The sequence below is a fragment of the Cohnella sp. genome, from assembly GCF_041641335.1.
Lineage (GTDB): Bacteria > Bacillota > Bacilli > Paenibacillales > Paenibacillaceae > Cohnella.
In genome coordinates, this window is the sequence record NZ_JBEPYQ010000024.1 from 1 (window position 1) to 23,404 (window position 23,404).

23 protein-coding genes are annotated in these 23,404 nt (G+C 60.4%); 3 read left to right on the forward strand and 20 right to left on the reverse strand.

Going from position 1 to position 23,404, the window contains the following annotated elements; genetic code table 11:
* The 8 genes from ACESLM_RS09990 to ACESLM_RS10025 form a co-directional block, all read right to left on the reverse strand.
* Positions 1-146: helix-turn-helix domain-containing protein (locus ACESLM_RS09990; protein WP_372631492.1), on the reverse strand; the 146-nt coding region annotated here is incomplete at its 3' end.
* A 115-nt stretch (positions 147-261) separates the two neighbouring features.
* Positions 262-546 (reverse strand): ArsR/SmtB family transcription factor, encoded by a 285-nt coding sequence (locus ACESLM_RS09995; protein ID WP_372631427.1) that lies wholly within the window; start codon positions 544-546, stop codon positions 262-264.
* 205 nt (positions 547-751) lie between these two features.
* Positions 752-1,588, reverse strand: a complete 837-nt coding sequence (dapF, locus tag ACESLM_RS10000; RefSeq protein ID WP_372631428.1) for a diaminopimelate epimerase — start codon at positions 1,586-1,588, stop codon at positions 752-754.
* Between the two features lie 133 nt (positions 1,589-1,721).
* Positions 1,722-2,882 carry a phosphoribosylglycinamide formyltransferase 2 gene (gene purT / locus ACESLM_RS10005; protein ID WP_372631429.1) on the reverse strand — a complete coding sequence of 387 codons (1,161 nt, stop codon included), beginning with the start codon at positions 2,880-2,882 and terminating at the stop codon, positions 1,722-1,724.
* 82 nt (positions 2,883-2,964) lie between these two features.
* Complete coding sequence (locus ACESLM_RS10010; protein ID WP_372631430.1) at positions 2,965-3,393, reverse strand: DUF3995 domain-containing protein; 429 nt, start codon at positions 3,391-3,393, stop codon at positions 2,965-2,967.
* A gap of 165 nt (positions 3,394-3,558) precedes the next feature.
* Positions 3,559-6,375 carry a calcium-translocating P-type ATPase, SERCA-type gene (locus tag ACESLM_RS10015; RefSeq protein WP_372631431.1) on the reverse strand — a complete coding sequence of 939 codons (2,817 nt, stop codon included), beginning with the start codon at positions 6,373-6,375 and terminating at the stop codon, positions 3,559-3,561.
* Between the two features lie 182 nt (positions 6,376-6,557).
* Positions 6,558-7,040 (reverse strand): SRPBCC family protein, encoded by a 483-nt coding sequence (locus ACESLM_RS10020; protein WP_372631432.1) that lies wholly within the window; start codon positions 7,038-7,040, stop codon positions 6,558-6,560.
* Between the two features lie 24 nt (positions 7,041-7,064).
* The gene (locus ACESLM_RS10025) at positions 7,065-7,406 is read right to left on the reverse strand and encodes an ArsR/SmtB family transcription factor (RefSeq protein ID WP_372631433.1); all 342 of its coding nucleotides are present in this window, start codon (positions 7,404-7,406) and stop codon (positions 7,065-7,067) included.
* A gap of 208 nt (positions 7,407-7,614) precedes the next feature.
* Between ACESLM_RS10025 and ACESLM_RS10030 the strand changes: the two genes are divergently transcribed.
* Positions 7,615-9,369: an Rqc2 family fibronectin-binding protein gene (locus ACESLM_RS10030; RefSeq protein ID WP_372631434.1), complete on the forward strand. Its 1,755-nt coding sequence runs from the start codon at positions 7,615-7,617 to the stop codon at positions 9,367-9,369.
* A gap of 112 nt (positions 9,370-9,481) precedes the next feature.
* On the opposite strand, the gene ACESLM_RS10035 is transcribed toward ACESLM_RS10030, so the two are convergent.
* The 12 genes from ACESLM_RS10035 to ACESLM_RS10090 all read right to left on the reverse strand — a co-directional run bounded on the left by ACESLM_RS10035 (position 9,482) and on the right by ACESLM_RS10090 (position 21,587).
* On the reverse strand, positions 9,482-10,324 hold the full coding sequence (locus tag ACESLM_RS10035; RefSeq protein WP_372631435.1) for a PHP domain-containing protein: 843 nt from the start codon (positions 10,322-10,324) through the stop codon (positions 9,482-9,484).
* On the reverse strand, positions 10,317-11,219 hold the full coding sequence (locus ACESLM_RS10040) for a LysR family transcriptional regulator (RefSeq protein WP_372631436.1): 903 nt from the start codon (positions 11,217-11,219) through the stop codon (positions 10,317-10,319). The genes ACESLM_RS10035 and ACESLM_RS10040 overlap by 8 nt, the downstream gene beginning before the upstream one ends.
* A 109-nt stretch (positions 11,220-11,328) precedes the next feature.
* Positions 11,329-11,766: a hypothetical protein gene (locus tag ACESLM_RS10045; protein ID WP_094041511.1), complete on the reverse strand. Its 438-nt coding sequence runs from the start codon at positions 11,764-11,766 to the stop codon at positions 11,329-11,331.
* A 186-nt stretch (positions 11,767-11,952) separates the two neighbouring features.
* On the reverse strand, positions 11,953-12,747 hold the full coding sequence (locus ACESLM_RS10050; RefSeq protein WP_372631437.1) for an ABC transporter ATP-binding protein: 795 nt from the start codon (positions 12,745-12,747) through the stop codon (positions 11,953-11,955).
* The gene (locus ACESLM_RS10055; RefSeq protein WP_372631438.1) at positions 12,747-13,673 is read right to left on the reverse strand and encodes an ABC transporter permease; all 927 of its coding nucleotides are present in this window, start codon (positions 13,671-13,673) and stop codon (positions 12,747-12,749) included. Before ACESLM_RS10055 ends, ACESLM_RS10050 begins: the two co-directional genes overlap by 1 nt.
* A gap of 63 nt (positions 13,674-13,736) precedes the next feature.
* Entirely contained in the window at positions 13,737-14,744 is a 1,008-nt protein-coding gene (locus tag ACESLM_RS10060; protein WP_372631439.1) for an ABC transporter substrate-binding protein, read from the reverse strand.
* Between the two features lie 236 nt (positions 14,745-14,980).
* Positions 14,981-15,244 carry a YlbG family protein gene (locus tag ACESLM_RS10065; RefSeq protein ID WP_372631440.1) on the reverse strand — a complete coding sequence of 88 codons (264 nt, stop codon included), beginning with the start codon at positions 15,242-15,244 and terminating at the stop codon, positions 14,981-14,983.
* Between the two features lie 29 nt (positions 15,245-15,273).
* Positions 15,274-15,759, reverse strand: a complete 486-nt coding sequence (locus tag ACESLM_RS10070; protein WP_372631441.1) for a YlbF/YmcA family competence regulator — start codon at positions 15,757-15,759, stop codon at positions 15,274-15,276.
* Between the two features lie 66 nt (positions 15,760-15,825).
* On the reverse strand, positions 15,826-17,877 hold the full coding sequence (locus tag ACESLM_RS10075; protein ID WP_372631442.1) for a helicase-associated domain-containing protein: 2,052 nt from the start codon (positions 17,875-17,877) through the stop codon (positions 15,826-15,828).
* Positions 17,867-19,567 (reverse strand): DNA repair helicase XPB, encoded by a 1,701-nt coding sequence (locus tag ACESLM_RS10080; protein ID WP_372631444.1) that lies wholly within the window; start codon positions 19,565-19,567, stop codon positions 17,867-17,869. Before ACESLM_RS10080 ends, ACESLM_RS10075 begins: the two co-directional genes overlap by 11 nt.
* 299 nt (positions 19,568-19,866) lie before the next feature.
* Positions 19,867-20,301: a CBS domain-containing protein gene (locus ACESLM_RS10085; RefSeq protein WP_372631445.1), complete on the reverse strand. Its 435-nt coding sequence runs from the start codon at positions 20,299-20,301 to the stop codon at positions 19,867-19,869.
* 110 nt (positions 20,302-20,411) lie between these two features.
* The gene (locus ACESLM_RS10090; RefSeq protein WP_372631446.1) at positions 20,412-21,587 is read right to left on the reverse strand and encodes a M20 metallopeptidase family protein; all 1,176 of its coding nucleotides are present in this window, start codon (positions 21,585-21,587) and stop codon (positions 20,412-20,414) included.
* Positions 21,588-21,832: 245 nt separating this feature from the next.
* Here ACESLM_RS10090 and ACESLM_RS10095 point away from each other — a divergent pair, with 245 nt between their 5' ends.
* A complete protein-coding gene (locus ACESLM_RS10095; protein WP_094041521.1) occupies positions 21,833-22,177 on the forward strand; it encodes a YugN family protein in 345 nt (114 codons plus the stop codon).
* A 20-nt stretch (positions 22,178-22,197) separates the two neighbouring features.
* Positions 22,198-23,403, forward strand: coding sequence for a putative lipid II flippase FtsW (ftsW, locus tag ACESLM_RS10100; RefSeq protein WP_372631447.1), 1,206 nt, complete (start codon positions 22,198-22,200; stop codon positions 23,401-23,403).
* Position 23,404 lies beyond the last annotated feature (1 nt).

A 23,404-nucleotide genomic window follows, 5' to 3' on the forward strand; every position in this document is an offset into this window, starting at 1 on the left:
CGAGTTTGTTGTTCTGCATTGGGATAGATGCGATAGCGAAAGGCCTTCTCTACGAGCAAGCCAACACCTCCCCTCAATCCAATTATATCCATTATAGCACATATGTTCGTTTTTCTCACAACAAAAAGGCATCGATTCATCCCCATTACGCATGGTGTTGAGGTCGAAGGCTACTCGAAATAGCTGATAAATTTTCCATGAATTCGGCATGCTTTCACATTTTCTATATTCCTAAAAATATAGAAATATTCTCGAAAAAAATTACTTCAACAAATAGGGCGCGTACTTCTGCGCCATATCGCGGTTTACGCTATAGAAAATATACGTGCCGTCCTTGCGCAGGTTCAGCAGGCCGCAATCGGCGAGCTGCTTCAGATGGTGCGACAGCGTAGAGCCGGCCACGGATTCCAGCTTGCCGCCAATGTCGGAGCAGCACAGATTGTTCTCCCCGTCCGCGAGCAGCAGCGCGATCTTCAGCCTTGTCGGTTCTCCGAGCGCTTTGTACACCTTCACCGCTTGCCCGACATCCTTGTCGTCCGCGTCCATCCTTTCTCACCTCGCCCTATATTTCTATATGTATCGAAATTAGATTAGCACAACGTTCGTCGTCTGTAAACAGGCAAAGAGGAGACGGGCAGATAAACGCCCATCCCCTCTTCTCCGTCTGCCAAACCCGATCGCGTTCCGGAGCCTGCCGTAAGTTGCCCTGCAGCGGGTTCTCCCCCGATCCTGAACCGGTCCGGATCATGGATCAGATCTCCACCGAGCCCGTGTAGACGGCCGCCGCCGGACCGGTCATATAGATACGGTCGCTGGCCTCGTCCCACTGGATGCGCAGATCGCCGCCGGCGAGCGAGATCGTCGCCTCGCGATCGGTCAGCCCGTTTAGCACCGAGGAGACGAGCGTCGCGCAAGCGCCCGTGCCGCACGCCAGCGTCGGCCCCGCGCCCCGCTCCCATACCCGCATGTCCACTTGGTCGCGGGTATTGACGGTCGCGAACTCGACGTTGATTTTGCGCGGGAACAGCGGATGCTTCTCCAGCTTCGGTCCCCATGTCGCCAGGTCGAACCCGGCCGCATCGTCGACGTAGATGACGCAGTGCGGATTGCCCATCGATACCGCCGTGAATCGGAACTCGCGTCCGTCCACCTCGACCGAGTGCCCGATGACCGGATTGGCGTCGATCGTCGTCGGCACGTCGAGCCCGTTCAGAATCGGCTTGCCCATATCGACGGTTACTTGCGCGACCTTGCCGTCTTCGACTTGAAGCACGACCGGCTGCACGCCGGCGCCCAGCGTCTCGATCGTCAGCTCCGTTTTGGCCGCCAGGCCGTTGTCGTAGACGTACTTGGCGACGCAGCGAATCGCGTTGCCGCACTGCTCCGCTTCCGATCCGTCGGAGTTGATGATTCTCATCCGGAAGTCCGCCTTTTCCGAAGGCAAAATGTATACCAGCCCGTCCGCCCCGATGCCGAAGTACCGGTTGCACAGCCGAACGGCCAATTCCGCCGCGTTGTCCGGCAAAGCTTGCTCGCCGGCCACGACAATGAAGTCGTTGCCGAGCCCGTGCATTTTCGTAAATTCCATAACAAAAGCCTCCCGCTATGACCAGTCAGTCAAGTATTCTCGCTCACTGGAATAATCATAACGGGAAGGCGGCGGGATGAGCATACAGCAAACCTTCATTTATTTGCACTTTTTGACTACGACGAACGGAAAATCAACCCTCTTGCACGCTTAGACGCTCCAGCGCCTTCGTCGCGCGCTCGCGCGCTTCGGCAACCGTGCCGCCCGTCGACAAAGCGACCGCCATCCGGCGTCCCGGCTTCGTGACCGGCTTGCCGAATACGCGCAGCTGCGTATACGGAACGGACAGGGCCTCGCCGATTCCGCCGATCCGGTAGTCGACCAGCTCCCGGTCCGCTTTCAACGGGCGGCTGGCTCCGGGAGCGATGTTCTCGATCTCCGGAATCGGATAGCCGAGAATGGCGCGGACGTGCAGCGCGAATTCGGACAGGTTCTGGCTCACGAGCGTGACGAGACCGGTATCGTGCGGCCGCGGCGACACTTCGCTGAAATACACCTTGTCCTTGGCGAGAAACAGCTCCACGCCGAAGATGCCCGCTCCGCCCAGCTCGTCCGTAATCGCTTTGGCGATCCGCTGCGCCTCTTCCAGCTGTCCGGCGGTCATCTCGTGCGGCTGCCACGATTCGATGTAGTCGCCGTCCTTCTGGATATGGCCGATCGGCGGGCAGAACGCCGTGCCGCTGACCGAACGCACCGTAAGCAGCGTAATCTCCGACTCGAACGTGATGAACTCCTCGACGATGACCCTCGTCTGCTGCACGCGGCCGCCCTCCATCGCGATCGTCCAGCAGCGATCCAGATCCGCTACCGAGCGGCAGACGCTTTGCCCCTTGCCCGACGAGCTCATCAGCGGCTTCACGACGCAGGGAAAGCCCATCTCCTTCGCCGCAACGGCGAATTGCTCGTACGTATCGGCGAACCGGTACGCAGCCGTAGGCAGGCCCAGCGTCTCCGCAGCCAATCGGCGAATGCCTTCGCGGTCCATCGTCAGACGCGCCGCTCGGGCGGTCGGGATAACCCGGTAGCCTTCCTCCTCCAGCTTCAGCAGCTCGGCGGTGGCGATCGCCTCGATCTCGGGCACGATCAGATCCGGCTTTTCCCGTTCGACGACTTCCCTGAGCGCCTGCTTGTCCAGCATGTCGATCACGTAGCTGCGATGCGCGACCTGCATGGCCAGAGCGCCTTCGTAACGGTCGACCGCCACGGTCTCCACCCCCAGACGCTGCGCCTCGATAACGACTTCCTTGCCAAGCTCGCCCGATCCGAGCAACAGTATTTTTTGACTGGCGTACATGTTAGCATTCCTCCATCATGAGCTCGAGTTCGATAACGTCCATTATACACGATGGCCAGCCGAAGCGTAGCCGTTTGTCTCTCTATAGCGGTGTCAAAGCCGATATCGCGAAACACGCCGCAAGCAGCAGACAGAGCGGGCTGTACAGGCGCGTATCGCTTGCCGCGAACGCCGTGCCGCGCACTTTTTTGAAGAAGCCGACATACTTGAAATCCCCCACCGTTCGCATCATAAAAACCGCCCCTCCCAGCAGGCAACCCCATTGCGTCCAAGTCCCCGAAAGCCCGAGCGGCAGCAATCCTCGGTGCGCGAGCAGCAGCGCTCCGGCCGCAAGCAGCATCGTCCCCACCGCCAGCGTCGCCGGCTTGCCCGGGCGAAACAGCGGTTCCCCGTCCGGTCTGTCCGGCACCGCAGCGCGTGCTCCCGCTTTCCCTCCGAACGCCCAATAGTAATGAAGCCCCCCAAGCCCCGCCAATACGAGGCTCGCAAACCAAGCAACGAAGTCCGCCATCCGAATCTCCTCCCGCCTCTCGCGAGTCACATTTATTTCCATTATACCGTCCCCTCAGAAGAGAGACACCGACGAGACTCCCGCGAATGTGACCGATTCCCGACAAAAAAAACAGCCCGTCATCCCACGAACGGGAGAGCAAGGCTGTTTGGCGGATCGAGCCGTTTATCTGGCGGGTCTCGCCGAAGCGGAGTTGCCTCCGTAAGTGACCTTGGTTCCTTTTCTCTTCTGCTTCGAAGAGCCCCAGACGCTGCCGGCGCCCATAGCGAACGTCGGGATGCCGGCGGCGACGATGACGAGCGCCCAGTCGCGCAAGTCCAGCGGCACGGTTTTGAATATCGGCTGCAGCGGCTCGATGTACAGCACGGCCAGCATCAGCACCAGCGAGGACAGCACCGCGAGGACGAGGAACTTGTTCTCCAACAGCTTGCGGTGAAAAATCGAACGGGAGCTGCGGCAGTCGAACACGTGAATGAGCTGAGCCATGACGAGAGTGGCGAACGCGACGGTCTGCGCGTGAATGAGCTGGTCCGGCTGCCCTTCTCCCGCTTTCAGCGCCAGCACGAACGCACCCAGCGTACAGAGGCCGATCAGCACGCCGCGGCTGACGATCTTCCAACCGAGCCGTCTGGCGAAAATGTTCTCCTTGGCCGGTCTTGGCTTCTGCTGCATCAGATCGCTCTCAGCCTGATCGACGCCGAGCGCCATCGCCGGCAGTCCGTCCGTCACCAGGTTGACCCACAAAATCTGGATCGGAACGAGGGGAAGCGGAAGCCCGGCCATCATCGCCAGGAACATCGTCATAATCTCGCCGACGTTCGACGCCAGCAGATAGCGGATGAACTTGCGGATGTTCTCGTAGATGCCGCGCCCTTCCTCCACGGCGGCGACGATGCTCGAGAAGTTGTCGTCGGACAGCACGAGCGCGGAAGCTTCCTTCGTCACATCCGTTCCGGTGATGCCCATCGCGATGCCGATGTCGGCCGCTTTGACCGCCGGAGCGTCGTTGACCCCGTCCCCCGTCATCGCCACGACGTGTCCGCGGCGCTGCAGCGCCTGCACGATTCTCAGCTTGTGCTCGGGAGAGACGCGGGCGTATACGTTCACGTCGTCGGCGACCTTCTCCAGCTCATCGTCAGGCATCGTCGACAGCTCTGTTCCGGTAATAACGCGGCCCTCGCGGCCGATAATGCCGAGCGTTCTGGCGATCGCCTCCGCCGTCGTGCCGTGATCCCCGGTAATCATGACCGTCTTGATGCCCGCCTGGCGGCACTTGTAGATCGCTTCCTTGACTTCCTTGCGCGGCGGGTCCATCATCCCCGTCAGCCCGACGAAGATGAGCCCGCTCTCGGCTTGCTCGCTGCTGTCGCAGTTCTCGTGGCCTTTGACGTCCCGATACGCCGTTCCCAGGACGCGAAGCGACTCCCTGGCCATCGCTTCGTTCGCGGCGAGCACCTTCGACTTGAGCGACGCCGTGAACGGGACGACCTGATCGTCCCATAGCACGTAAGCGCATTGGCCGACGAGCAGGTCGGGCGCTCCTTTGGCGCAGATCAGCTTGCCTCCCTGGTGGGAGACGAGCACCGACATCCGCTTGCGTTCGGCGTCGAACGGGAATTCTTTGACGCGCGTATACAGGCTTTGCAGCGCGGATTTGACCAGACCGGTCTTCGCCGCCAGCACGAGCAGCGCCGCTTCGGTCGGATCGCCTTTGATTTTCCATTCCGCCGCGTCGGAAACCGGCGGTTCTCCTTTGGCCGGCTTGCGCTTTTTGGCATCATCGCTCTTCTCCTGCTGCGACAGATCCGAGTTGTTGCAGAGCGCGGCGATCTGCGTCAGCCGGCGCAGGGCGGAGTCGCCCTTGGCGTCTATGCTCTTGCCGTTCTCCTTCAGCAGGCCGACCGGCTCGTAGCCTTCGCCCGTCACTTCGATCGTCCTGCCGCCGAGCCACAGCTTGGTGACGGTCATTTTGTTTTGCGTCAGCGTCCCGGTCTTGTCGGAACAAATCACGGAGGCGCAGCCGAGCGTCTCGACGGACGGCAGCTTGCGGACGATCGCCCTGCGCTTGATCATGCGCTGGACGCCCAGAGCCAGCGCGATCGTCACGATTGCCGGAAGACCTTCCGGAATGGCGGCGACGGCCAAGCTGACGCCGGCCAGGAACATGTCGTAAACGGGTTGTCCGTGCAAGATGCCGGCGAGCACGACGACGACCGTCAATACGAGCGCCACGACGATCAAAATTTTGCCGAGCTGCTCAAGACGGTGCTGAAGCGGCGTTTCCGCCTCTTCCGTCTGCTGGATCAGATCGGCGATTTTGCCCATCTCCGTCCGCATTCCTGTAACCGTCACGATGCCTTTCGCCGTTCCGCGCGTCACCATCGTCCCGAGATAGCCGCAATTTTTCCGGTCCCCGAGAGCCAAATCCGCCGAATCCAGCTTGCCCGCCGACTTGACGACAGGCACCGATTCTCCCGTCAAGGCGGACTCGTCCACCGAGCAGTCGTTGCATTCCACGAAACGAAGATCCGCGGGCACCCGGTCTCCGCTTTCCAGAAGCACGAGGTCCCCGGACACGAGGTCCCTCGCCGGAATGTGCAGCAGCTCTCCTCCCCGGATCACTTTGGCAAAAGGAGCGGACAGCTCCTTCAGCGCCCGAAGCGAACGCTCGGCCCGATATTCCTGGTAGAAGCCCAGCACGCCGTTAATGAGGATGATCGCGATGATCGTGAGCGCGTCCAGCATCTCCCCGAGCAATCCGGAGATGATCGTCGCCCCCACCAGCACGAGTACCATGAAATCCTTGAACTGATTCAGCAGCAGCTTCAGCGGAGAATCTCCGCGCTTCTCGGCGAGCTCGTTCGGACCGAACTCCTGAAGACGCTCGTCCGCCTGCTCCCGCGACAATCCTTTTTCGCCGTCGGTGTCCAGCGTCTTCGTCAATTGCTCCTCGCTCAGCTGATGCCATGCCTGACCTTCCAAGATCGTCAACCCCTTCCGTCTTATCCGCGTGCGGTTCTTGACCTATATGTATTCAGACAAGCCGGGAAATATCCCCGAGGGTTGTACGAGGAATGGCGATCGTCAAGCATGCAAAGAGCGGCCGCCCCGCCGCCATGCGAAATGGCGACAAGACGACCGCTTATTCTTCAAAACCGCGCTCTTTATCGGGCTTGGACCTTCTCCAGCTGCTCCTCCAGGCGATCCAGCAGCTCGCTGGCGCCTTCCGCCATGCCGGTTTGCAGCACCGCTTCGCGAACTTCCACGGAAGGATACAGCGTCAGCTCCGTAAACTTCGTCTTGCCGCCAGCCAATTCCTCGAACGTCGTCGTGACGAGCCCGACCACTCCGGGATAACCTTCGAACTCGTACGTGTTAATGAGCCGTTCCGGCGCGGCCACCTCGTGGTAAACCCCGTTATGCGCAAACTCGTTCCCGCCGCTTTCCCGCTGAACGTACCTCCAGACGCCGCCTTTTTTGACTTCCATCCGGTCTACCCTCGTCTGCAAGCTTCTCGGTCCCCACCAGTCCGGCACCGTGACCGGGTCCGTATACATCCGGAAAACAAGGTCCCGAGGGGCGTTGAAAATCCGGGTGATCGTGACTTCCTGTTTGCCCGGTTCGGCGATAATGTTCGTTTTGGACATGTTTGATTTCTCCTTTTTATCTCATCAGTATGAGTTGTTCCCGGCGTTCTCTTCGTGCTGGGCCTTCTGCAGCAATTGCTCGAAACGGTCGTACTGCTCTTCCTTGATCCGGATGAAAGTCTCCAACCAGTCGTTCATCTCGATCAGCGGCGTCGGACATAACGAATAAATACGGCGGTTCGCATCCACCTGCACTTGGACGAGACCGGCTTCGGCCAGCACATGCAAGTGCTTGGAAGATTGCGGGAGCCGCAACCCCAGCTTCTTGGCGATCTCGCTGACAGTCAGTGAGCCGTAATCGCGCAGCAGCTCGACAATGTTGAACCGGTTGGGCTCAGCAAGGGCGCTGAGCGTTGCGAATGTCATCGCTGGCGTTCCTCCTTTCCGAAAAGATTAAGCTTTATGGTTCCAATTTACACCACGGGGAAATTTCCGTCAAGGGAAATTTCTTTTGAAGGAAAATTGAATGAATGAGAGCAGAAAGTCCGCCTCGCTTTCCCTTTCCGAAAATGTATGGCATCATAGGAGACGGAAACTACCCGAAGCGAACCTACTTACACAGGAGATAAACGATATGTCATTGGACGGAATCGTCGTCAGAGCGCTCGTACGCGAGCTTCAATCGTGCGTCAGAGCGCGAATTCTTAAAATCTATCAGCCTACGGACAATGAACTGATCCTGCATATTCGCGGGCAAGGCGCCGGCGGCAAGCTGCTGCTGTCCGCACACCCTTCGATGCCCCGACTGCATTGGACGGAGCAGGTTTGGGCCAACCCGTCCGAACCGCCGATGTTCTGCATGCTGCTGCGCAAATATTGCGAAGGCGGCGTTATCGAATCCGTGCGCCAGGTCGGTCTGGAAAGAATCGTGGAGATCGACGTCCGGCACCGGGACGAGCTCGGGGACGCCTCCCTGAAGCGGCTTGTTATCGAAATTATGGGCCGGCACAGCAACGTTATTTTGATGGACCCGGTCACCGGCGTCGTGCACGACGGCATTCGCCACGTCACCCCGGCCATCAGCAGCTACCGCGTCGTCCTTCCGGGAAGCGCGTACGTCTCTCCTCCGGAGCAGGATAAGGCCGACCCTCTCGGCGTCGGCGAGTCGGAGTTTGCCGAATTGACGTCCCGCGGCGGCAATCTTCCGGAGCTTCGCGAAGATTCGTCTTACGTCGACGCCACTTCGAAGGCTTTGCTCGGAGCTTTCACCGGGCTGGGCCCGCTCATCTCCCGCGAGATCGCCTTCCGGGCCGCGCGGCACCCGCAAGGGTTGTGGGCAGAATTCAGGGATACGCTCGATCAAGTGGCGCGCGATGCGTACGAGCCGAATATCGTCGTGCAGGAGAACGGCAAAGCGGCCTTCTCCGCCCTTTCCCTGACGCATCTGGACGGGGCGGTGCAGACTTTCCCTTCCGTTCACGAGTGTCTGGAAAGCTTCTATCGGGATAAGGCGTCCCGCGATCTGGTCCGGCAGCGCACGACGGACTTGAACCGTTTCCTGCTGAACGAGATCGCCAAAAACGAGAAAAAGCTGGTCAAGCTGCAGGAGACGCTCGACGAAGCGGCCGAAGCCGACAAGTTCCGTCGGATCGGCGAACTTCTGACCGCGCATCTGTATGCCTTCCAGCGGGGCGACTCCTCCGTCGACGTTGTCGACTACTACGAGGAAGAGCAGCCGACGCGCACCGTCGCGCTCGATCCGCTGCTGACGCCTAACGAGAACGCCCAGCGCTACTTCCGCAAGTACAACAAGCTGAAAAACAGCCGCGACGTCGTAACGGAGCAGATCGAAGCGACGAACGCGGAACTCGCCTACTTGGCTTCCGTGCTGCAAGGACTCGAATCGGCGAGTCCGGACGACATCGGGGAAATCCGGGACGAGCTGATCGAGCAGGGCTACATTCGCGAGCGGGGCGTTAAACGGGGAGCTAAAAAGCGGAAAAAGGACCGCCCGGCCGTGCTGTGCTACACGTCGAGCGAGGGCGTCCCGATCTACGTCGGCAAAAACAACACGCAAAACGACTACATTACGAACCGTCTCGCATCGTCATCCGACACGTGGCTGCATACGAAGGATATTCCCGGCTCCCACGTGCTCATCCGCGGCGGCGAGTTCGGCGAAGCGACCCTGCACGAAGCGGCGATGCTGGCCGCTTATTACAGCAAGGCCAAGTCGTCGAGCAGCGTCCCCGTCGACTACACGCTCATCCGCTACGTCCGCAAGCCGAACGGGGCCAAACCCGGCTTTGTCATCTACGACGCCCAGAAGACGCTGTTCGTCACTCCGGACGAAAGCCGGATTCAGCAAATGGCTTCCGCGGTAAAGTAACAAAAGAGGCGGCAATCTCCGGAGCTTAGGCTCCAGCGATTGCCGCCTTTCTGTTGATCGTGCCGCCTCGCGGGCTTATTGGCCCGCGCTCATCGGCAGACAGACGGGCAAGCTATTCCGTCCGCACGCCGAGCCGATCGAGGATATCGGCGTCCACGCAGCGATTGCCGATAGCCCCGTGATAGACCTTGCCGTCCTTGACGCCGTGGAAATCGGAGCCCCCGGTCGCCAGCTTGCCGCGAGCCGCCGTCCATTCGGCGTAGCGGCGCTCCTGCTCCGGATTATGATCCGAATGGTACGCCTCCAGACCGTCCGCTCCCCCATCCAGCAAAGAGAGCACGAGATCGTCGTCCCCGTATATGCCCGGATGGGCGATGACAGCCTTGCCGCCCGCCTCGTGAATCCAACCGATCGCCTCCAGCGAGGAGGCGCGTTCCTGCCGCTCGTAAACCGGCTTTCCTTCCGCCAGCCACCGGTCGAACGCCTCTCTCAAGTCCGATACGTAGCCTTTGTCGACCATCGCCTGCGCGATGTGCGGCCTGCCGACCGATTTGTCCTTGCGCTCCGACTTCCCGGCCGCGGCCGCCAGCTCCTCCGGAGTGATCGGCATGCCGATTCTGCCCAGATTGGCCAGCATGCGCTCGTTCCGAAGATTCCTTCCTTCGCGCAGCGTCTCCAGCCTGGACAGCCACTTCCCGTCGTCCAATGCGAATCCGTAGGCCAGCACGTGAATATCCTTGCCGCCTGCAACCGTGCTAAGCTCGACTCCAGGCACGACGAAGACGCCAAGCTCGCGTCCGGCCCTCAGCGCTTCGTCTACCCCCGCCACCGTATCGTGATCGGTAATCGCTATCGCGAACAGCCCCGCTTCCTTAGCCATCCGAACGTTGTCGGCCGGAGCGAACATGCCGTCCGAGGCCGTCGTATGCATATGCAAATCCGCGCGTCTACTCATGCGACAATTCCCCCAATTCGCTCAGCAAGGCGACCGCCGGAATCGGCAGCAAAGACGAACGCAGCCTTACCGAATAGAACTGGCGCCTAAAGCTGACGCCCGTAATTCTCACCGGCTTCAGCAGACCAAGCGCAAGCTCGTGCTTGATCGTCCACACGGACAGCAGCGACAGGCCGAGTCCGGCCTCCACCGCCGATTTGACCGCACCCGTGCTGCCGAACTCGCTAACGACCCGCAGCCGGTCTTCGGTGACGCCGTGCCGCTGCAGCTCCTCCTCCATGATCTGTCTCGTCCCCGAGCCATTTTCCCGCAGCACGAGCGGCTCCCGGATCGCCTCTTCGAGCGATACCTGCTCCCGGGAAGCGAACGGATGGTTCGACGGAGCGATGAGCAGCAATTCGTCGTCCATGACCGCCTGGACCTCGAAGCCCGGAACGTCGCAAGGCGCTTCGATAATGCCGAAATCCAGCCCCTGATGGGCGACCGCTTCGATGATCTCGGTCGTGTTCATCACCTTCATATCGACGGAAACGTTCGGAAATCTTCGCAGGAAGCTGCCGAGCAGCCGAGGCAGCACGTATTCCCCGATCGTCAGGCTGGCCGCGAACTGCAGCCTCCCCTTCAGCTCTTCGATATACTTGGTCATCATCTCGTCCGTATCCCGCATCAACTCCACCGCTTTGCGGGCTTGAGGCAGCAGACGGTGCCCCGCCTCCGTCAGATCCAGCCGTTTCGTCGTCCGGTTGAACAGCTTCGTGCCGAACCGCTCCTCCAATGCTTGCACCTGCATCGTCACGGCGGGCTGGGTCATGTGGAGCGACTGCGCGGCCGCGGAGAAGCTTCCCCGCTCCGCGACGGTGTAGAAAATGTGAAGTTGGTGCACGTTGAGCGCCATCTCTTTCCGCCTTCCCGTCCGTAAGTTTCTCTCGCATTATACCACAGAATACGAACGGCCGGGCGGAGGGTGCTCCTCCGGCCCGGCCGTTCCGATCGCGCGCGGCCGCTTAGCGGCGTTTGCGGTTGTTTTTGATTAACGTCATGCGCCTGGAATGGCGCAGCCACGAATAATAAGTCTTCAGATCCCGGAGCTCCATCGTCTCCGACATTCTTCCGAGGAACGTAACGACGATCATCTTGTGGAGGGGATTTCCAAGCAGGTCCGTGTCGGTCTCGCTCACGGAAAATTCGGCGACGAAAACAAGGTCGTCGTCGATCGTATAGACGTCCTGCTCATTCCGGTAATAGGAAACGATACGCCCGTCCTTCAAGCATTGCCACATGAATTCGGCGATATCGGAATAGCCGGTCTTCTCCTGCTCCACTCGGTCCGACCAGCGGGTACGAGCATGGTTCGTAATGATGATGTCGGATACTTTCTTATCCCCAAGAACGACATGAAAGGGTTCGTATGTGCTCCATCGCTCCGTATGCCTATCCTTCACCGGGCCATCCCCTTCCCGATTCTAGGTCTTCTGAATCAAATTTGTCAGGTGTTCCTAGGAACTTAAGTACATTCTACAGCATCTATTCCCTACGATTCAACAATAAAATAGACGTTTAGAAAAAATTCCCATACAATAAAAAGAGGCGCCCGCCCACCATCGGATGATGAACCGGGACAGCCCCGTTTAACCCAATACGATACGGTCGTCCGACAGCTGGTGTCCGCTGATTCTCTCGAATTCTCCGAGCAGCTGCGCGACCGTCAGGCCCGCCTTGCGCTCCGCGGAAACGTCGAGGATGATGCGCCCTTTGTCCATCATGATCAGGCGGTTGCCCAGGCGGATCGCCTGCTCCATGTTGTGGGTCACCATCAGCGTCGTCAGCTTCATGTCGCGCACGATTTCATCCGTCAGCCGCGTGATCAGCTCGGCTCTGGCCGGATCCAGAGCGGCCGTATGCTCGTCGAGAAGCAAAATCTGCGGCTTCGTGAACGTCGCCATCAGCAGGCTGAGCGCTTGCCGCTCCCCGCCGGACAGCAAGCCGACCTTGGCGCTCATGCGGTTCTCGAGACCGATGCCCAGACGGCTGAGCTGCTCGCGGAACAGCTTTCGCTTCGAGGCGGTCGCTCCCCAGCCCAGTCCGCGCGGCTTGCCGCGCTTGTAGGCCATCGTCAGGTTCTCCTCGATCGTCATCCGCGGCGCGGTCCCGGCCATCGGATCTTGGAAGACCCGCCCGATCCAGCGGCTTCTCTTATATTCGGGCAATCCGTGCACCTCGGCGCCTTCGATTCTGATCGCTCCGATGTCCGGCTTCATGACGCCGGAGATCAGGTTCATCAACGTCGACTTGCCCGCCCCGTTGCTGCCGATGACGGTTACGAAATCTCCCGATTCGATTTTCAGGTTGGCGTTCATCAGCGCCACCTTCTCGTCCGGCGTTCCGGGGTTAAACAGCTTGGATACGTTCGTCAGGTCGAGCATCAGGCTTTGCCTCCTTTGCCTGGAGCGATCGTCGCGAGCAGCTCCTCGGAACGCTTCTTGGCGACGCTGCGCTGCCTCATCACCCGGCGAACGTAAGGAACGACGAGCGCGACAATGACGATAAGCGCGGTAACCAGCTTAAGATCGGAGGCTTCGAACAGCTCGACGCGCAGAGCGATGGCGATGACGATCCGGTAGATAATCGCGCCGATCACGACGGCCAGCGTCGCCATGAACACCGTTCTCGCGCCGAAGATCGCTTCTCCGATAATAACCGAAGCCAGACCGATCACAATCATCCCCACGCCCATCGTGACGTCGGCGAAACCGCCTTGCTGGGCAATCAGCGCGCCCGACAGCGCGACCAGGCCGTTCGAGAGGCTGACGCCCAATATTTTTGTGCCGTCCGTGTTCGCTCCGAAGCTGCGGATCATCCGCTCGTTATCGCCCGTAGCTCGGAGCGCAAGCCCGATATCCGTATGAAGGAAGGCGTCCAGCAGCAGCTTGACGAGCAGCACCGCAATGCCCATGACGAGAATAAACAGCCCGACCGGCTTCACGATCGATGAGATCAGCGTATCCGTATTGACAATCGACACGTTGGGACGGCCCATGATCCGGAGATTGATGGAGTGGAGCGCGATCATCATCAGAATGCCGGCCAGCAAACCGTTAATTTTGCCTTTCGTATGAAGAAGTCCGGTGCAGACCCCCGCGAGGAGCCCGCCTCCGAAGGCGGCCAACGTGGCGAGCGCGGGATGATAACCGGCCGAGATCATGATCGCGGCGATCCCTCCGCCCGTCGCGAAGCTCCCGTCGACGGTCAGGTCGGGGAAATCCAAGATGCGGAACGTGATGTAGACCCCGAGCGCCATTAAAGCGAACAGCAGTCCCAGCGCTACGGCTCCGTAGATCGAATCAATCATCGGTTAAGCCTCCTTACAGACAAATAGGGTGAGCGACGGCAGCCGCCCACCCCATTGTTCTGTTTACTGGATAATATTATTTTCTTTGTCCTTCACTTTATCCTTCATCGCGTCCGTAACGTCAATGCCTTGCGCTTCGGCCGCTTTCAGGTTCAGGATCAGGTCCAGCTTGTCCGGTACGGATACCGGCATGTCGGCGGGTTTCTTGCCGTTCTTCAGCACGTCGACGGCCATCTGGCCGACTTGGTAGCCGTGGTCGTAGTATTTGAACCCAACCGTCGCGAACGCGCCCTTCTCGACCGTGTCGCGGTCGCTGGAGAAGAACGGAAGCTTGTTGTCGTTGGCGACCTGGATAATCGAGTCCGCCGCGGTGACGACCGTATTGTCAAGCGTGATGTAAATCGCGTCCGCGCGTCCGATCAGCGACTCGGCCGCTTGCTTCACTTCGGAGGAGGTCGTCGCCGCCGCTCTGACCAGCTTGATGCCGTGGGCCGACAACGCTTCCTCGGCTTTCTTCGCCATAATGACGGCGTTGGACTCGCCTTCGTTGATCACGATGCCGACATTCTTCACGTTAGGGAAATCCGAAGCGATGAAGTCCATCAGCCGTACGATCGCTTCCGGGTTCGTGTCGGACGCGCCGGTGACGTTGGCGCCCGGCTTCTCCAGGCTGCTGACGACTTTGTCGGCGAGCGGATCCGTAACGGCCGCGAACAGAACCGGGAAATCCTTGACGTTCTGGGCGAGCGTCAGCGCCGAAGGCGTGGCGATGCCAAGCGCCAGATCGTATTTGCCGGAGGCGATCTTCTGCGCGATCGACAGGTTGTTCGTCGAGTCGCCTTGCGCGATGTTGACGTCGACCTTCAGGTTGTCGCCTGCTTTGATGCCGGCGTCTTCAAGCGCCTTGAGGAAGCCCTCTCTGGTGGCGTCAAGCGACGGATGTTCGACGATTTGCGAAATGGCAATCGAGTAGCTTGCGGAGCCGGATTCCTTACTGCCGCACCCTGCAAGCGCTAACAGCGCCGCGGTGGACAGCATTACGGTCGATAACAGTTTCTTTTTCAACTTCATTACCCCTTTATCGTGTTTGTTTTTTTCTCCAGCTGCTGAAAAGCTTCGACGCTTCTTCCAGTTACAGCGATAAAAAAGAATTGATACTAGTTTAATAGTCCGTTTCACGATTCGTCAATTGCAATCTTTCACAATCGTGGACAAAGGAAGAGACAGCCCCGCAGGCGAGGCTGTCTCTCTTGAGCGAATGCGGTTCCGTTCGAACGTCCGGCCCCCGAGAGATCGCGCTCCCGGACTTACAGGCCGTAAAACCGCGTTTTGTCCGGTACGTTCTTCTCGTACTCGGTTTTGATCTCGTTCCTGTAGGAACGTTCCACCTTGCGCACGAAGGGCAGCCGCTGCAAGTTGCGAACCGTCTCCTCCGCGACGTCGGCGTTCATATACATGACGGCGTAGTGCATCTTGCGGGACAAGTAATGGAGCGTTCCGTACTTGTCCAAGCCTCTGGCCGCCTTCGAATCGCTGAACCATACGATGTACCCTGTCCGTTCGGCAAACATGTCCAACCTCCGTCTGAACTGGAAATCCGTTACCCGCAGCCTCCGCTCCCGCAGGAGCAGCTGCCCCCGTTGCCGCAGCCCGAAGCTTTCGGATTAGGGTTGTTGTCCGGAACCTTGATGCTCTGCGATACCGCAAAAGCGAGCGTTCTGGATATATCGGTCAGCAACTCGTCCAAGGAGCTCTCCGCGGCTTTGTAGTTGCGCACGGATTCTACCTCGTCCAGCCGCTGCTGCGCTTCGTACACTTGCTCCAACGCGGCGTTGTAATCGGGATGGAATCTTCCGAAACGCTCGCACTCCGCGAACTTCTCCTTCGCCTGAAGAAACTGCTTCTTCAAGCTCTGGGCCTTGGCGTCCTGCAGAACTTCCGTCTTCCAATAAGCGTATTCCGCAGCGAAGTCGGAGCGGATCAGCGATTCCCCCAGCTCGTAAGCGCGGTCCAGCAGCAGCGCCATATCGACGGGCTCTGCCGCGCTATATTCCGCCGCGGGGAGGTTTTGCGTCATGCTGGCCATCGGCCTCACCTCACCATTCGGCTTTGTCTTACCTTCCCTATCATAACACAAGATGAGCTCATCCGGTCAAATGGTTTCAAGCTCCTCCAGATCGGGAAGAACGATCATCAGCTCGGCGACTTCCTCTGCGCGAACGCGCGCAGGTTCCATCGGACCGACAATGGAATCGCGGCCGTCGGACGAATGGCGCCATCTGCCCTCGGCCACCCAGGAAGCTCCGTTCTCGTGCATGGTGCGCGGCGCAAAATAACAGGCGTCTCCTTCCCGTTCCAGACGAACTGCCGTCCGCCACTCGATGGCCCGCCTGATCAACTCCTTGCTCGTGGAAGGATGATACTTCCTTGGCCTCGTCACCCATGCCGCAGGGATGTCTCCCAGCCCGGGGAACAGCTCTTCCGTACCGGTTATCCCCCTGTCCGACTCGAAGGCGGACAGGGCCGATCCGATGCCGAGCCACCCCCGTTCCTCGCTTGACGACCGTGCGTCTTTCCCGGCCAGCTCACCGCCTGCCGACCGTTCTCTAGTCTTTTGATCACCGCCTGCAGGTCGTTCGTCGCTCGCCAATCGCACTCTCTCCGGCCGTTCACCTCCGCTTCGAGACTCATCCGTCCCGCCCCGCTTCATTCGAACGGCATCCGCGGGCGGATAACCGACCTGCCGCAGCTTTGCACGAATCGTTTTGCCTGCGGCAGCGTCGACGAGAAAGTGCCTGTCCCCGATTCGCTCCAAGATCATCCCCGCTATGTCGGCGTCGGAGGCGACGACGTCCGCGACCTCCTTGCTGTCCGCGCGCAGCACCAGCGCTTCGACGAGCTCCGTCCTTCCGAGCGAAGCGAACCAGTCTCGGAGCGCCGCCCGAACGGGCTCGGGAACCGGGGCTCGGCCCCCCCGCTCCAATACGCCCAGCACCTCTCCGAGCGAATAGCCCAAGCGGAAAGCCTCCTCGCACGAGCGCCGCGTCAGCCGGTACACGCACAATTCGTCGGCCTTCTCCATCTCCGCAACGTCGAACAGCGTCCAGCGCGTCGCCAAGCCGACGTCCGGCGGAACGAGAATTTCCCCGTCGGGCTGCAGGATGAAAGGACTCTCCTCGCCCTCGTCATAGCTCATCGGCTCCATTCGCCTTCTTATGACCGTCTGACCCTGCCATGTTCCGCGTTCGATCCAGCCGAGCGCCTCCAGCAGGGCCAGCCGCCCGTCGGCTTCTTCCCGGCTCTGCCACTGGCCGCCGATTCGCCCTTCGGTATGCCACTTGCCAGCGCTTAATCCAAGCGCCGCCGAGAACGTCAGATGAAAGGCCGGCCGCGAGGAGCAGTATCTGGTCATGACCAGACCGTGCAGCCGGCGATCGGCTTCGCGCAGCGTCAAACCGAGCCATTCGTTCAAACCGCTCCGCCGAACGCCAATGATTCCGTCCTGCTCGTCCAGCACCCCGCAGACGAGTCCGAGATCGAGAGCCAGCACCGCCTGCGGGGGCACCTGTTCCGCATAAGGATAAGCCGGCAGCAAGCCTTTCAGCGCCTCCGCCTCAAGCCGCATAGCCGCCGCGACCCGTGCGACCGCCGCCTGCTGCGGCGCTCCCTTGGCCGTCCGCGCAACCGGCTTCCTGGCGATCTCGTGCCAGGCCGACAGCAAGCCGAGCGCCAGCGGCTGTCGGAAATCCGCCGCGTTCGGCGCGACCTCCCAGGCTTCCTCGGGCTCAAGCGGCCGATTATCCGCAGGAAGCAGCAGCGGCTGCCACAGCGCGACGGCGTCGTCCGGCACGTAGATCAGCCGGTCTCCCCAGCTTTTGCGCACCGCGAACACGATGCCGCTTCTGCGCAGCTTCGCGATCGCGACGCGCGCCTCGGCCCCGGTCAAACCGAGCTCCTCCTCCGCGTCCGCCGCGATCCGTTCCGGCTCGAACGGATTGGCTCCGTATTTGTTCAGCACGCCCCTTAATACGGCGAGCTGATCGGCGTCGCGGCAGCGATGCAGCCAAGCCTCGGCCCATTCCGGGTCCGACAGCGCGTCCGCCAGCTCCATGCCCGGCTCCAGCCTCGCCTTGACCGCGGGATCGGACGCAATGAGCCGCTTGATCGCTTCCGGCAGCCTCTCGACGGACCGTCTAACGTTCATGGGTACACCTCCCCGGCAGCTTGCCAACGGGTTCGGCGTTCCAGTAGTCGATCTGGTACGGATACCCCTGTTCAAGCAGGAAACGTCCGCGATTGCGCGAAAATTCCACCTCGTCCGTCCCCTCGCTGACGAGCGAATAGAACCGGGCTTTGGCCCCGTTCTTCTTCGGACGCAAAATGCGACCCAGCCGCTGCGCCTCCTCCTGGCGGGAACCGAAGCTTCCGGACACCTGGATCGCGATCGCAGCATCCGGCAGATCGACGGCGAAGTTGGCTACTTTGGAGACGAGCAGCACGCCCAGCTCGCCCCGCTTGAACCGCTCGAACAGCTCTTTGCGCCCGCGCAACGGCATCTCTCCGGTAATGAGCGGCAATGACAGCTCCCCGGCCAGTCCGTGCAATTGATCGAGATACTGGCCGATCACGATCGTCGGAACGCCGGAGTGGCGCTGCAGCAGCGCTTTGACGACCTCCGCCTTGCGCGGGTTCTCCCCGGCGATCCGGTTGCGCCGGCTTTTGGGAGCGGCGACGTAATCAGCTGCAGCGGCAGGTTCCATCGGCACGCGAACCTCGGTGCACTCCGCCTCCGCGATCCATCCCCGGTCCTCCATCGTCTTCCAGGGCAGCTCGTATCTCTTCGGTCCGATCAGCGCGAACGCGTCCTCCTCCCTGCCGTCCTCGCGTACCAGAGTGGCGGTAAGCCCCAATCTCCTCGTCGCCTGTATATCCGCCGTCATTCGGAACACCGGAGCCGGCAGCAGATGGACTTCGTCGTAGACGATCAGCCCCCAGTCCCGATTGACGAACAGTTCGAGATGAGGATATTCCTCGCCCTTGGAAGAGCGGTATGTGAGCACTTGGTAGGTCGCCACCGTGACCGGTCTTACGTTTTTCGATTGCCCCGTATATTCGCCGACCTCGCTCTCGGTCAGCGTCGTATGCCGCAGCAGCTCCGAGATCCATTGCGCCACCGACACTCCGTTCGGCGTCAAAATGAGCGTCTCGCATTGCAGGCGGGCGAGCGCGGCCATGCCGACCCACGTTTTGCCCGCACCGCACGGCAGCACGACAACCCCGCTCCCCGCGGAATCTCCCAGCAAGGCGTCCACAGCCTCCCGCTGATAGTCTCTCAGCTTCACGGGTCTGCCGTCCTCCGTCTCCGATCGCAGAGACACGGACAGCGGCTGCCCTTCACGAAAACCGGCCTCGTCCTTGACCGGGTAGCCCGCGCTCGCCAGCTCCCGCTTGATCCAGCCCCGGGCTTCGGGCCGAATCGCCCCCCGCGCGCCTTCGGGGCCGCCGGCGAAGCAGGCGGAGATCGATTCCAGCCGTCCGACCCGTTCCATTAACTCTAGCGAATCGGTCAATAGAACAAGCTCGCCGCCGTCGTTAACGAGCCGAATTTGCCCGTACCGCTCCATCTGCATCCGGACAAACTGCTCTACCGAAGCCGGAAGCGGACAGCGGGCCATGGCGGCGAGCCGCTCCGACACGTGCACGGAAGTCCAGCCGGCGGCGGCCGCGTTCCACAGCGTCACCGGCGTTAACCGGTATGTATGCCAAAAGCCCGGACGTTTCTGCAAGATAGCGACTTCCCTTAGAAAATCCCGCGCTTGCGCGTACTCCGGATGCCGCTCGTCCAGCAGCAGCGTGCCGTCCGACTGCACCCACAGCGGCCTCGTCTTTTCCATCCGGCATTCCTCCTTGTCGTTAACAAGGTTCTCCTCCTCGGCGCCGGTTCATGCATTGGGAACGCAAAGAGGCCGTCCTATAAGAGGTCAGCGAGCAACAATTGGCATTATCGATGAACAGGAACGGGGTACGTATCTCCTTACGCTGCTGATATGATCATGAAATATGGAACGGATAAACCCGTGACAGGGTAATTTCATGACCGTATGAGGCAGGCGCTTCGCTCTCCAGGAGATACATCCCCCTATTCTATCTCGATATACCTGTTGCCTGACTTAATGGGACGGCCTCGCTATCGTTAATGCGCGTAAGACGAGTTGCCGTGCTCGGAGATTTCGCTCAGCGCCTCTCCTGCTTCGTTGACGAAAATTTCCCGCACGGCCAAGTCGCCGATCGAGACGATGCCTTCCAGATGGCCGTCGTTCACGACTGGTAGTCTGCGGATTTGTTCCGCCGCCATAATCGACGCGGCTTCGTCGACGGACATGTCGGACGGCACCGTCCGAACCCCGCTCGTCAGCACTTCGTCCAGAGATTCGGAGCCCGAGCGATTGTCCGCGTAGCCGCGAACGACAAGATCCCGGTCGGTCACGACGCCGACCAGCTTGCGCCCGTCCACGACCGGGATGAAGCCGATATCGTGATCTCTCATCAAGCGCGCGGCTTCCGTAATGCTGGCACTCCGGGAAAGCGTCACGCAATCGGTCGACATAATGTCGGCAATTTTCCTCATCGATAGCCTCCTGTATGGCCGAATGACGCTAATGGCGCCCGATCCGGCTTCGTTGTTCTTTCCTACAGTAGAATGACCGAATCGCGGAGGCCCCATACAGGTAAAATCGGCTAAAGAAGGTCGAGCGCGGCATCGTCCGCCACCGCGATCAGAAGCCGGGCCGCGTGCAGCATAGCCTTCTCCTCGATGTCGAACATCGGATGGTGGTGGGGCGCCGAACTCCCCTCCGGCTTGCCCGCCCCGACGAAGAAGAAGCAGCCGGGCTTGCGTTCGAGATAATAAGAGAAGTCTTCGCCGGCCATGATGCGTTCGCACGGTCCGGAAGCCGTGTCCGGCAGCAGCTCGCCGATGATACGCAGCACCCGGCTGGCTTCGCGTTCGTCGTTCACGACGGGAGGATAGCCCTCGATAAACCGAAACCGGTAATCGCAGCCGTGCATCTCGCAAGTGTGCTTGACGATCTCCTCCATCCGCCCCCTCACGAGGGCTCTCATTTCCTTATTAAAGGAGCGAACCGTTCCGGCCAGCTTGCTGCCAGCGGCGATGACGTTGTTGGCCGTGCCGGCGGAAAACCTGCACACGGACAGCACGGCGGCGTCGAGCGGGTTGACGCTGCGCGAGACGATCGTCTGCAGCGCCGAGACGAGAGAAGCGCCTGCCAGGAGCGCGTCCCGGCTCTCGTGCGGGAGCCCTCCATGACCGCCGCGGCCGATGATCTCGATCTCGAACTCGTCCGGCGTCGCCATGAAGGGTCCCGGCCGGGTCGTCGCGGCGCCGCACGGCAGCGGAGACCACAGGTGAACGCCGTAGATTGCGTCCACGCCGTCCAGCGCGCCGTCCTCGATCATCCGGATCGCTCCGCCCGGCAGCATCTCCTCTCCGGGCTGGAAGAGAAAGACGCGCGTTCCGGCCGTCTCCGCCCGATGCAGGCTGTAATATTTGGCCACCGCCAGCAGTTCGGCCATATGCCCGTCATGGCCGCATGCATGCATGACTCCGGGGACGGTTGAACGATACTCACAATCTTTGGCGTCCTGAATCGGCAAGGCGTCGATATCGGACCTCAGCGCGATCGTCCGGCCCGGCAGGCCGCCGGCGAGCCGCGCGACGATTCCCGTTCCGGCGACGCCCCGGCGCACCTCCAGTCCCCACTCCTCCAGCAGCGCCGCGATCATCGCGGACGTTTCGTGCTCCTGAAAGCTCAGCTCGGGATGCCGATGCAAATGTCGGCGCCATTTCACCATCTCCCCGTAAAGAGGCTGAAGCGTTTGCTCGTTGACCGTCATGGCGACGACTCCTTTCCGTAAACCGCGTATTTTTATTATTGTATCAGAAACGGCAAGGCTCCGTAACCTACCGGGATAGCAGGCGAAGCGAATTGTCAATGAACGTTCGAACTTAGGTCCCGATGCAGGCTTGCAGAAGGCATGCAAACCGACTATCATGGAAGTGGACAGCGCTTGCCCCAACGGGCTCCGATTAAGCGCAAGCAGCCTGCACGTTGGATTGCACCTACATAAGGAGGATCACCATGTTACTCGAAAATACAGGGTTAAACGGAATGCGCAGCGATCTGGGCCATCTGGACGAGTCCGGCGACAAGCTCGGCTTCGTACGCTGGCAGTGGGAATATCGCCGCGCGACTTACGATCTGAAGCTGCACGACCGCACAAGCGGGCAAGATTACTATCTGCGCATCGCGACGAGAGCCGTCGAGGGCAAATTGGAAAATCCGGACGCCGTTCTGGAAGTGGAAGCCGTCTATCTCGGACGTTCGACGTTCCCGCACGGACTGGATTACGAATCTCCGATTCCCGAGCCGATCTTGAATGCCGCCAATCAACGCGCGCAGGATCTGAAGAAGCTGCTATCCTAAGCGGCACGGGGGAATTCGGGATGAAATCTCCGGAGAGCGGCCAGCGCGGCGCGCCAGATTTTCTGTTGCTGATCCTGACGCTTCTGCTCGTAGGATTCGGACTTGTCATGGTTTTCAGCGCCAGCTCCAGCATGGCGGTCACGAAGCCCGCCTACAACAATGACGCTTTCTACTTCCTGAAGCGTCAATTGATGTGGGTCGGGCTAGGCACGTTTATCATGCTGATTCTGATGAACATCCATTATCAGAAATACAAGAAGCTGTTTCTGTTGTTCTTCATCGGCACGCTTATTCTGCTCGTTCTCGTTCCGATCATCGGGGAGACGAGGAACGGCGCGAAAAGCTGGTTCGGAGTCGGTTCGTTCGGCGTTCAACCGACCGAATTCGCGAAGCTGGCGATCATTATGTACTTGGCCGCGATCATCGCGAAGAAGGACGAGAAGTTCCGGAATTTTAAAAAAGGGCTGCTCCCCGTCATGATCGTCGTCGGCTTCTTCGCCTTCCTCATCATGCTTCAGCCCGACTTCGGCTCGTGCGCCATCCTCGTCATGTGCGCGTCGGCCATCGTCGTCGCCGGGGGGTCGAACCTCAAGCACATCCTGCTTTCCTCCGCCGTTCTGATCGGCTTGGCCGCGCTCGGGACAAGCTTCTACCTGCTCCTGAATCCGGACGCGGGGTTCGGCTTCCGCGGCGACCGGTTTACCGCTTTCCTCGATCCGCTGGCGGACCAGCAAGGGAGCGGATATCATCTCACCCGTTCGCTGCAGGCGTTCGGGCACGGAGGATTGACCGGCGCCGGGCTCGGCAACAGCATCCAGAAGCTGTTCTACCTGCCCTACGCCTACAACGACTTCATTTTCGCCGTCATCGGCGAGGAGCTGGGCTTCATCGGCACGACGATCTTTATTCTGTTCTACGTGTTGTTCCTGTGGAGAGCGCTGATCGTCTCCCTGCGCTGCCCGGACATCTACGGCACGCTGGTCGGCATCGGCCTCGTCTCGCTGATCGCGATCCAGGCGCTTATCAATATGGGAGGCGTCAGCGGAGCGATTCCGATTACCGGAGTCACTTTGCCGTTTATCAGCTACGGGGGCTCCTCGATGCTCACGCTGCTCGCCGGGATGGGCATTCTGCTCAGCGTGTCCAGGGAGTACAACCGCGTCGAGAAAACGGCGCAGAACGCGCCTCAGGCGCCGTATACTCGCAACAAAGCCTATCCTTCATGAA

What these genes read in the sequence shown, in the direction of transcription:
- ACESLM_RS09995 (WP_372631427.1), bottom strand. Translation starts at nt 546, where the DNA reads ATGGACGCGGACGACAAGGATGTCGGGCAAGCGGTGAAGGTGTACAAA.
- dapF (WP_372631428.1), bottom strand. Translation starts at nt 1,588, where the DNA reads ATGGAATTTACGAAAATGCACGGGCTCGGCAACGACTTCATTGTCGTG.
- purT (WP_372631429.1), bottom strand. Translation starts at nt 2,882, where the DNA reads ATGTACGCCAGTCAAAAAATACTGTTGCTCGGATCGGGCGAGCTTGGC.
- ACESLM_RS10010 (WP_372631430.1), bottom strand. Translation starts at nt 3,393, where the DNA reads ATGGCGGACTTCGTTGCTTGGTTTGCGAGCCTCGTATTGGCGGGGCTT.
- ACESLM_RS10020 (WP_372631432.1), bottom strand. Translation starts at nt 7,040, where the DNA reads ATGTCCAAAACGAACATTATCGCCGAACCGGGCAAACAGGAAGTCACG.
- ACESLM_RS10025 (WP_372631433.1), bottom strand. Translation starts at nt 7,406, where the DNA reads ATGACATTCGCAACGCTCAGCGCCCTTGCTGAGCCCAACCGGTTCAAC.
- ACESLM_RS10030 (WP_372631434.1), top strand. Translation starts at nt 7,615, where the DNA reads ATGTCATTGGACGGAATCGTCGTCAGAGCGCTCGTACGCGAGCTTCAA.
- ACESLM_RS10035 (WP_372631435.1), bottom strand. Translation starts at nt 10,324, where the DNA reads ATGAGTAGACGCGCGGATTTGCATATGCATACGACGGCCTCGGACGGC.
- ACESLM_RS10040 (WP_372631436.1), bottom strand. Translation starts at nt 11,219, where the DNA reads ATGGCGCTCAACGTGCACCAACTTCACATTTTCTACACCGTCGCGGAG.
- ACESLM_RS10050 (WP_372631437.1), bottom strand. Translation starts at nt 12,747, where the DNA reads ATGCTCGACCTGACGAACGTATCCAAGCTGTTTAACCCCGGAACGCCG.
- ACESLM_RS10055 (WP_372631438.1), bottom strand. Translation starts at nt 13,673, where the DNA reads ATGATTGATTCGATCTACGGAGCCGTAGCGCTGGGACTGCTGTTCGCT.
- ACESLM_RS10060 (WP_372631439.1), bottom strand. Translation starts at nt 14,744, where the DNA reads ATGAAGTTGAAAAAGAAACTGTTATCGACCGTAATGCTGTCCACCGCG.
- ACESLM_RS10065 (WP_372631440.1), bottom strand. Translation starts at nt 15,244, where the DNA reads ATGTTTGCCGAACGGACAGGGTACATCGTATGGTTCAGCGATTCGAAG.
- ACESLM_RS10070 (WP_372631441.1), bottom strand. Translation starts at nt 15,759, where the DNA reads ATGGCCAGCATGACGCAAAACCTCCCCGCGGCGGAATATAGCGCGGCA.
- ACESLM_RS10075 (WP_372631442.1), bottom strand. Translation starts at nt 17,877, where the DNA reads ATGAACGTTAGACGGTCCGTCGAGAGGCTGCCGGAAGCGATCAAGCGG.
- ACESLM_RS10080 (WP_372631444.1), bottom strand. Translation starts at nt 19,567, where the DNA reads ATGGAAAAGACGAGGCCGCTGTGGGTGCAGTCGGACGGCACGCTGCTG.
- ACESLM_RS10085 (WP_372631445.1), bottom strand. Translation starts at nt 20,301, where the DNA reads ATGAGGAAAATTGCCGACATTATGTCGACCGATTGCGTGACGCTTTCC.
- ACESLM_RS10090 (WP_372631446.1), bottom strand. Translation starts at nt 21,587, where the DNA reads ATGACGGTCAACGAGCAAACGCTTCAGCCTCTTTACGGGGAGATGGTG.
- ACESLM_RS10095 (WP_094041521.1), top strand. Translation starts at nt 21,833, where the DNA reads ATGTTACTCGAAAATACAGGGTTAAACGGAATGCGCAGCGATCTGGGC.
- ftsW (WP_372631447.1), top strand. Translation starts at nt 22,198, where the DNA reads ATGAAATCTCCGGAGAGCGGCCAGCGCGGCGCGCCAGATTTTCTGTTG.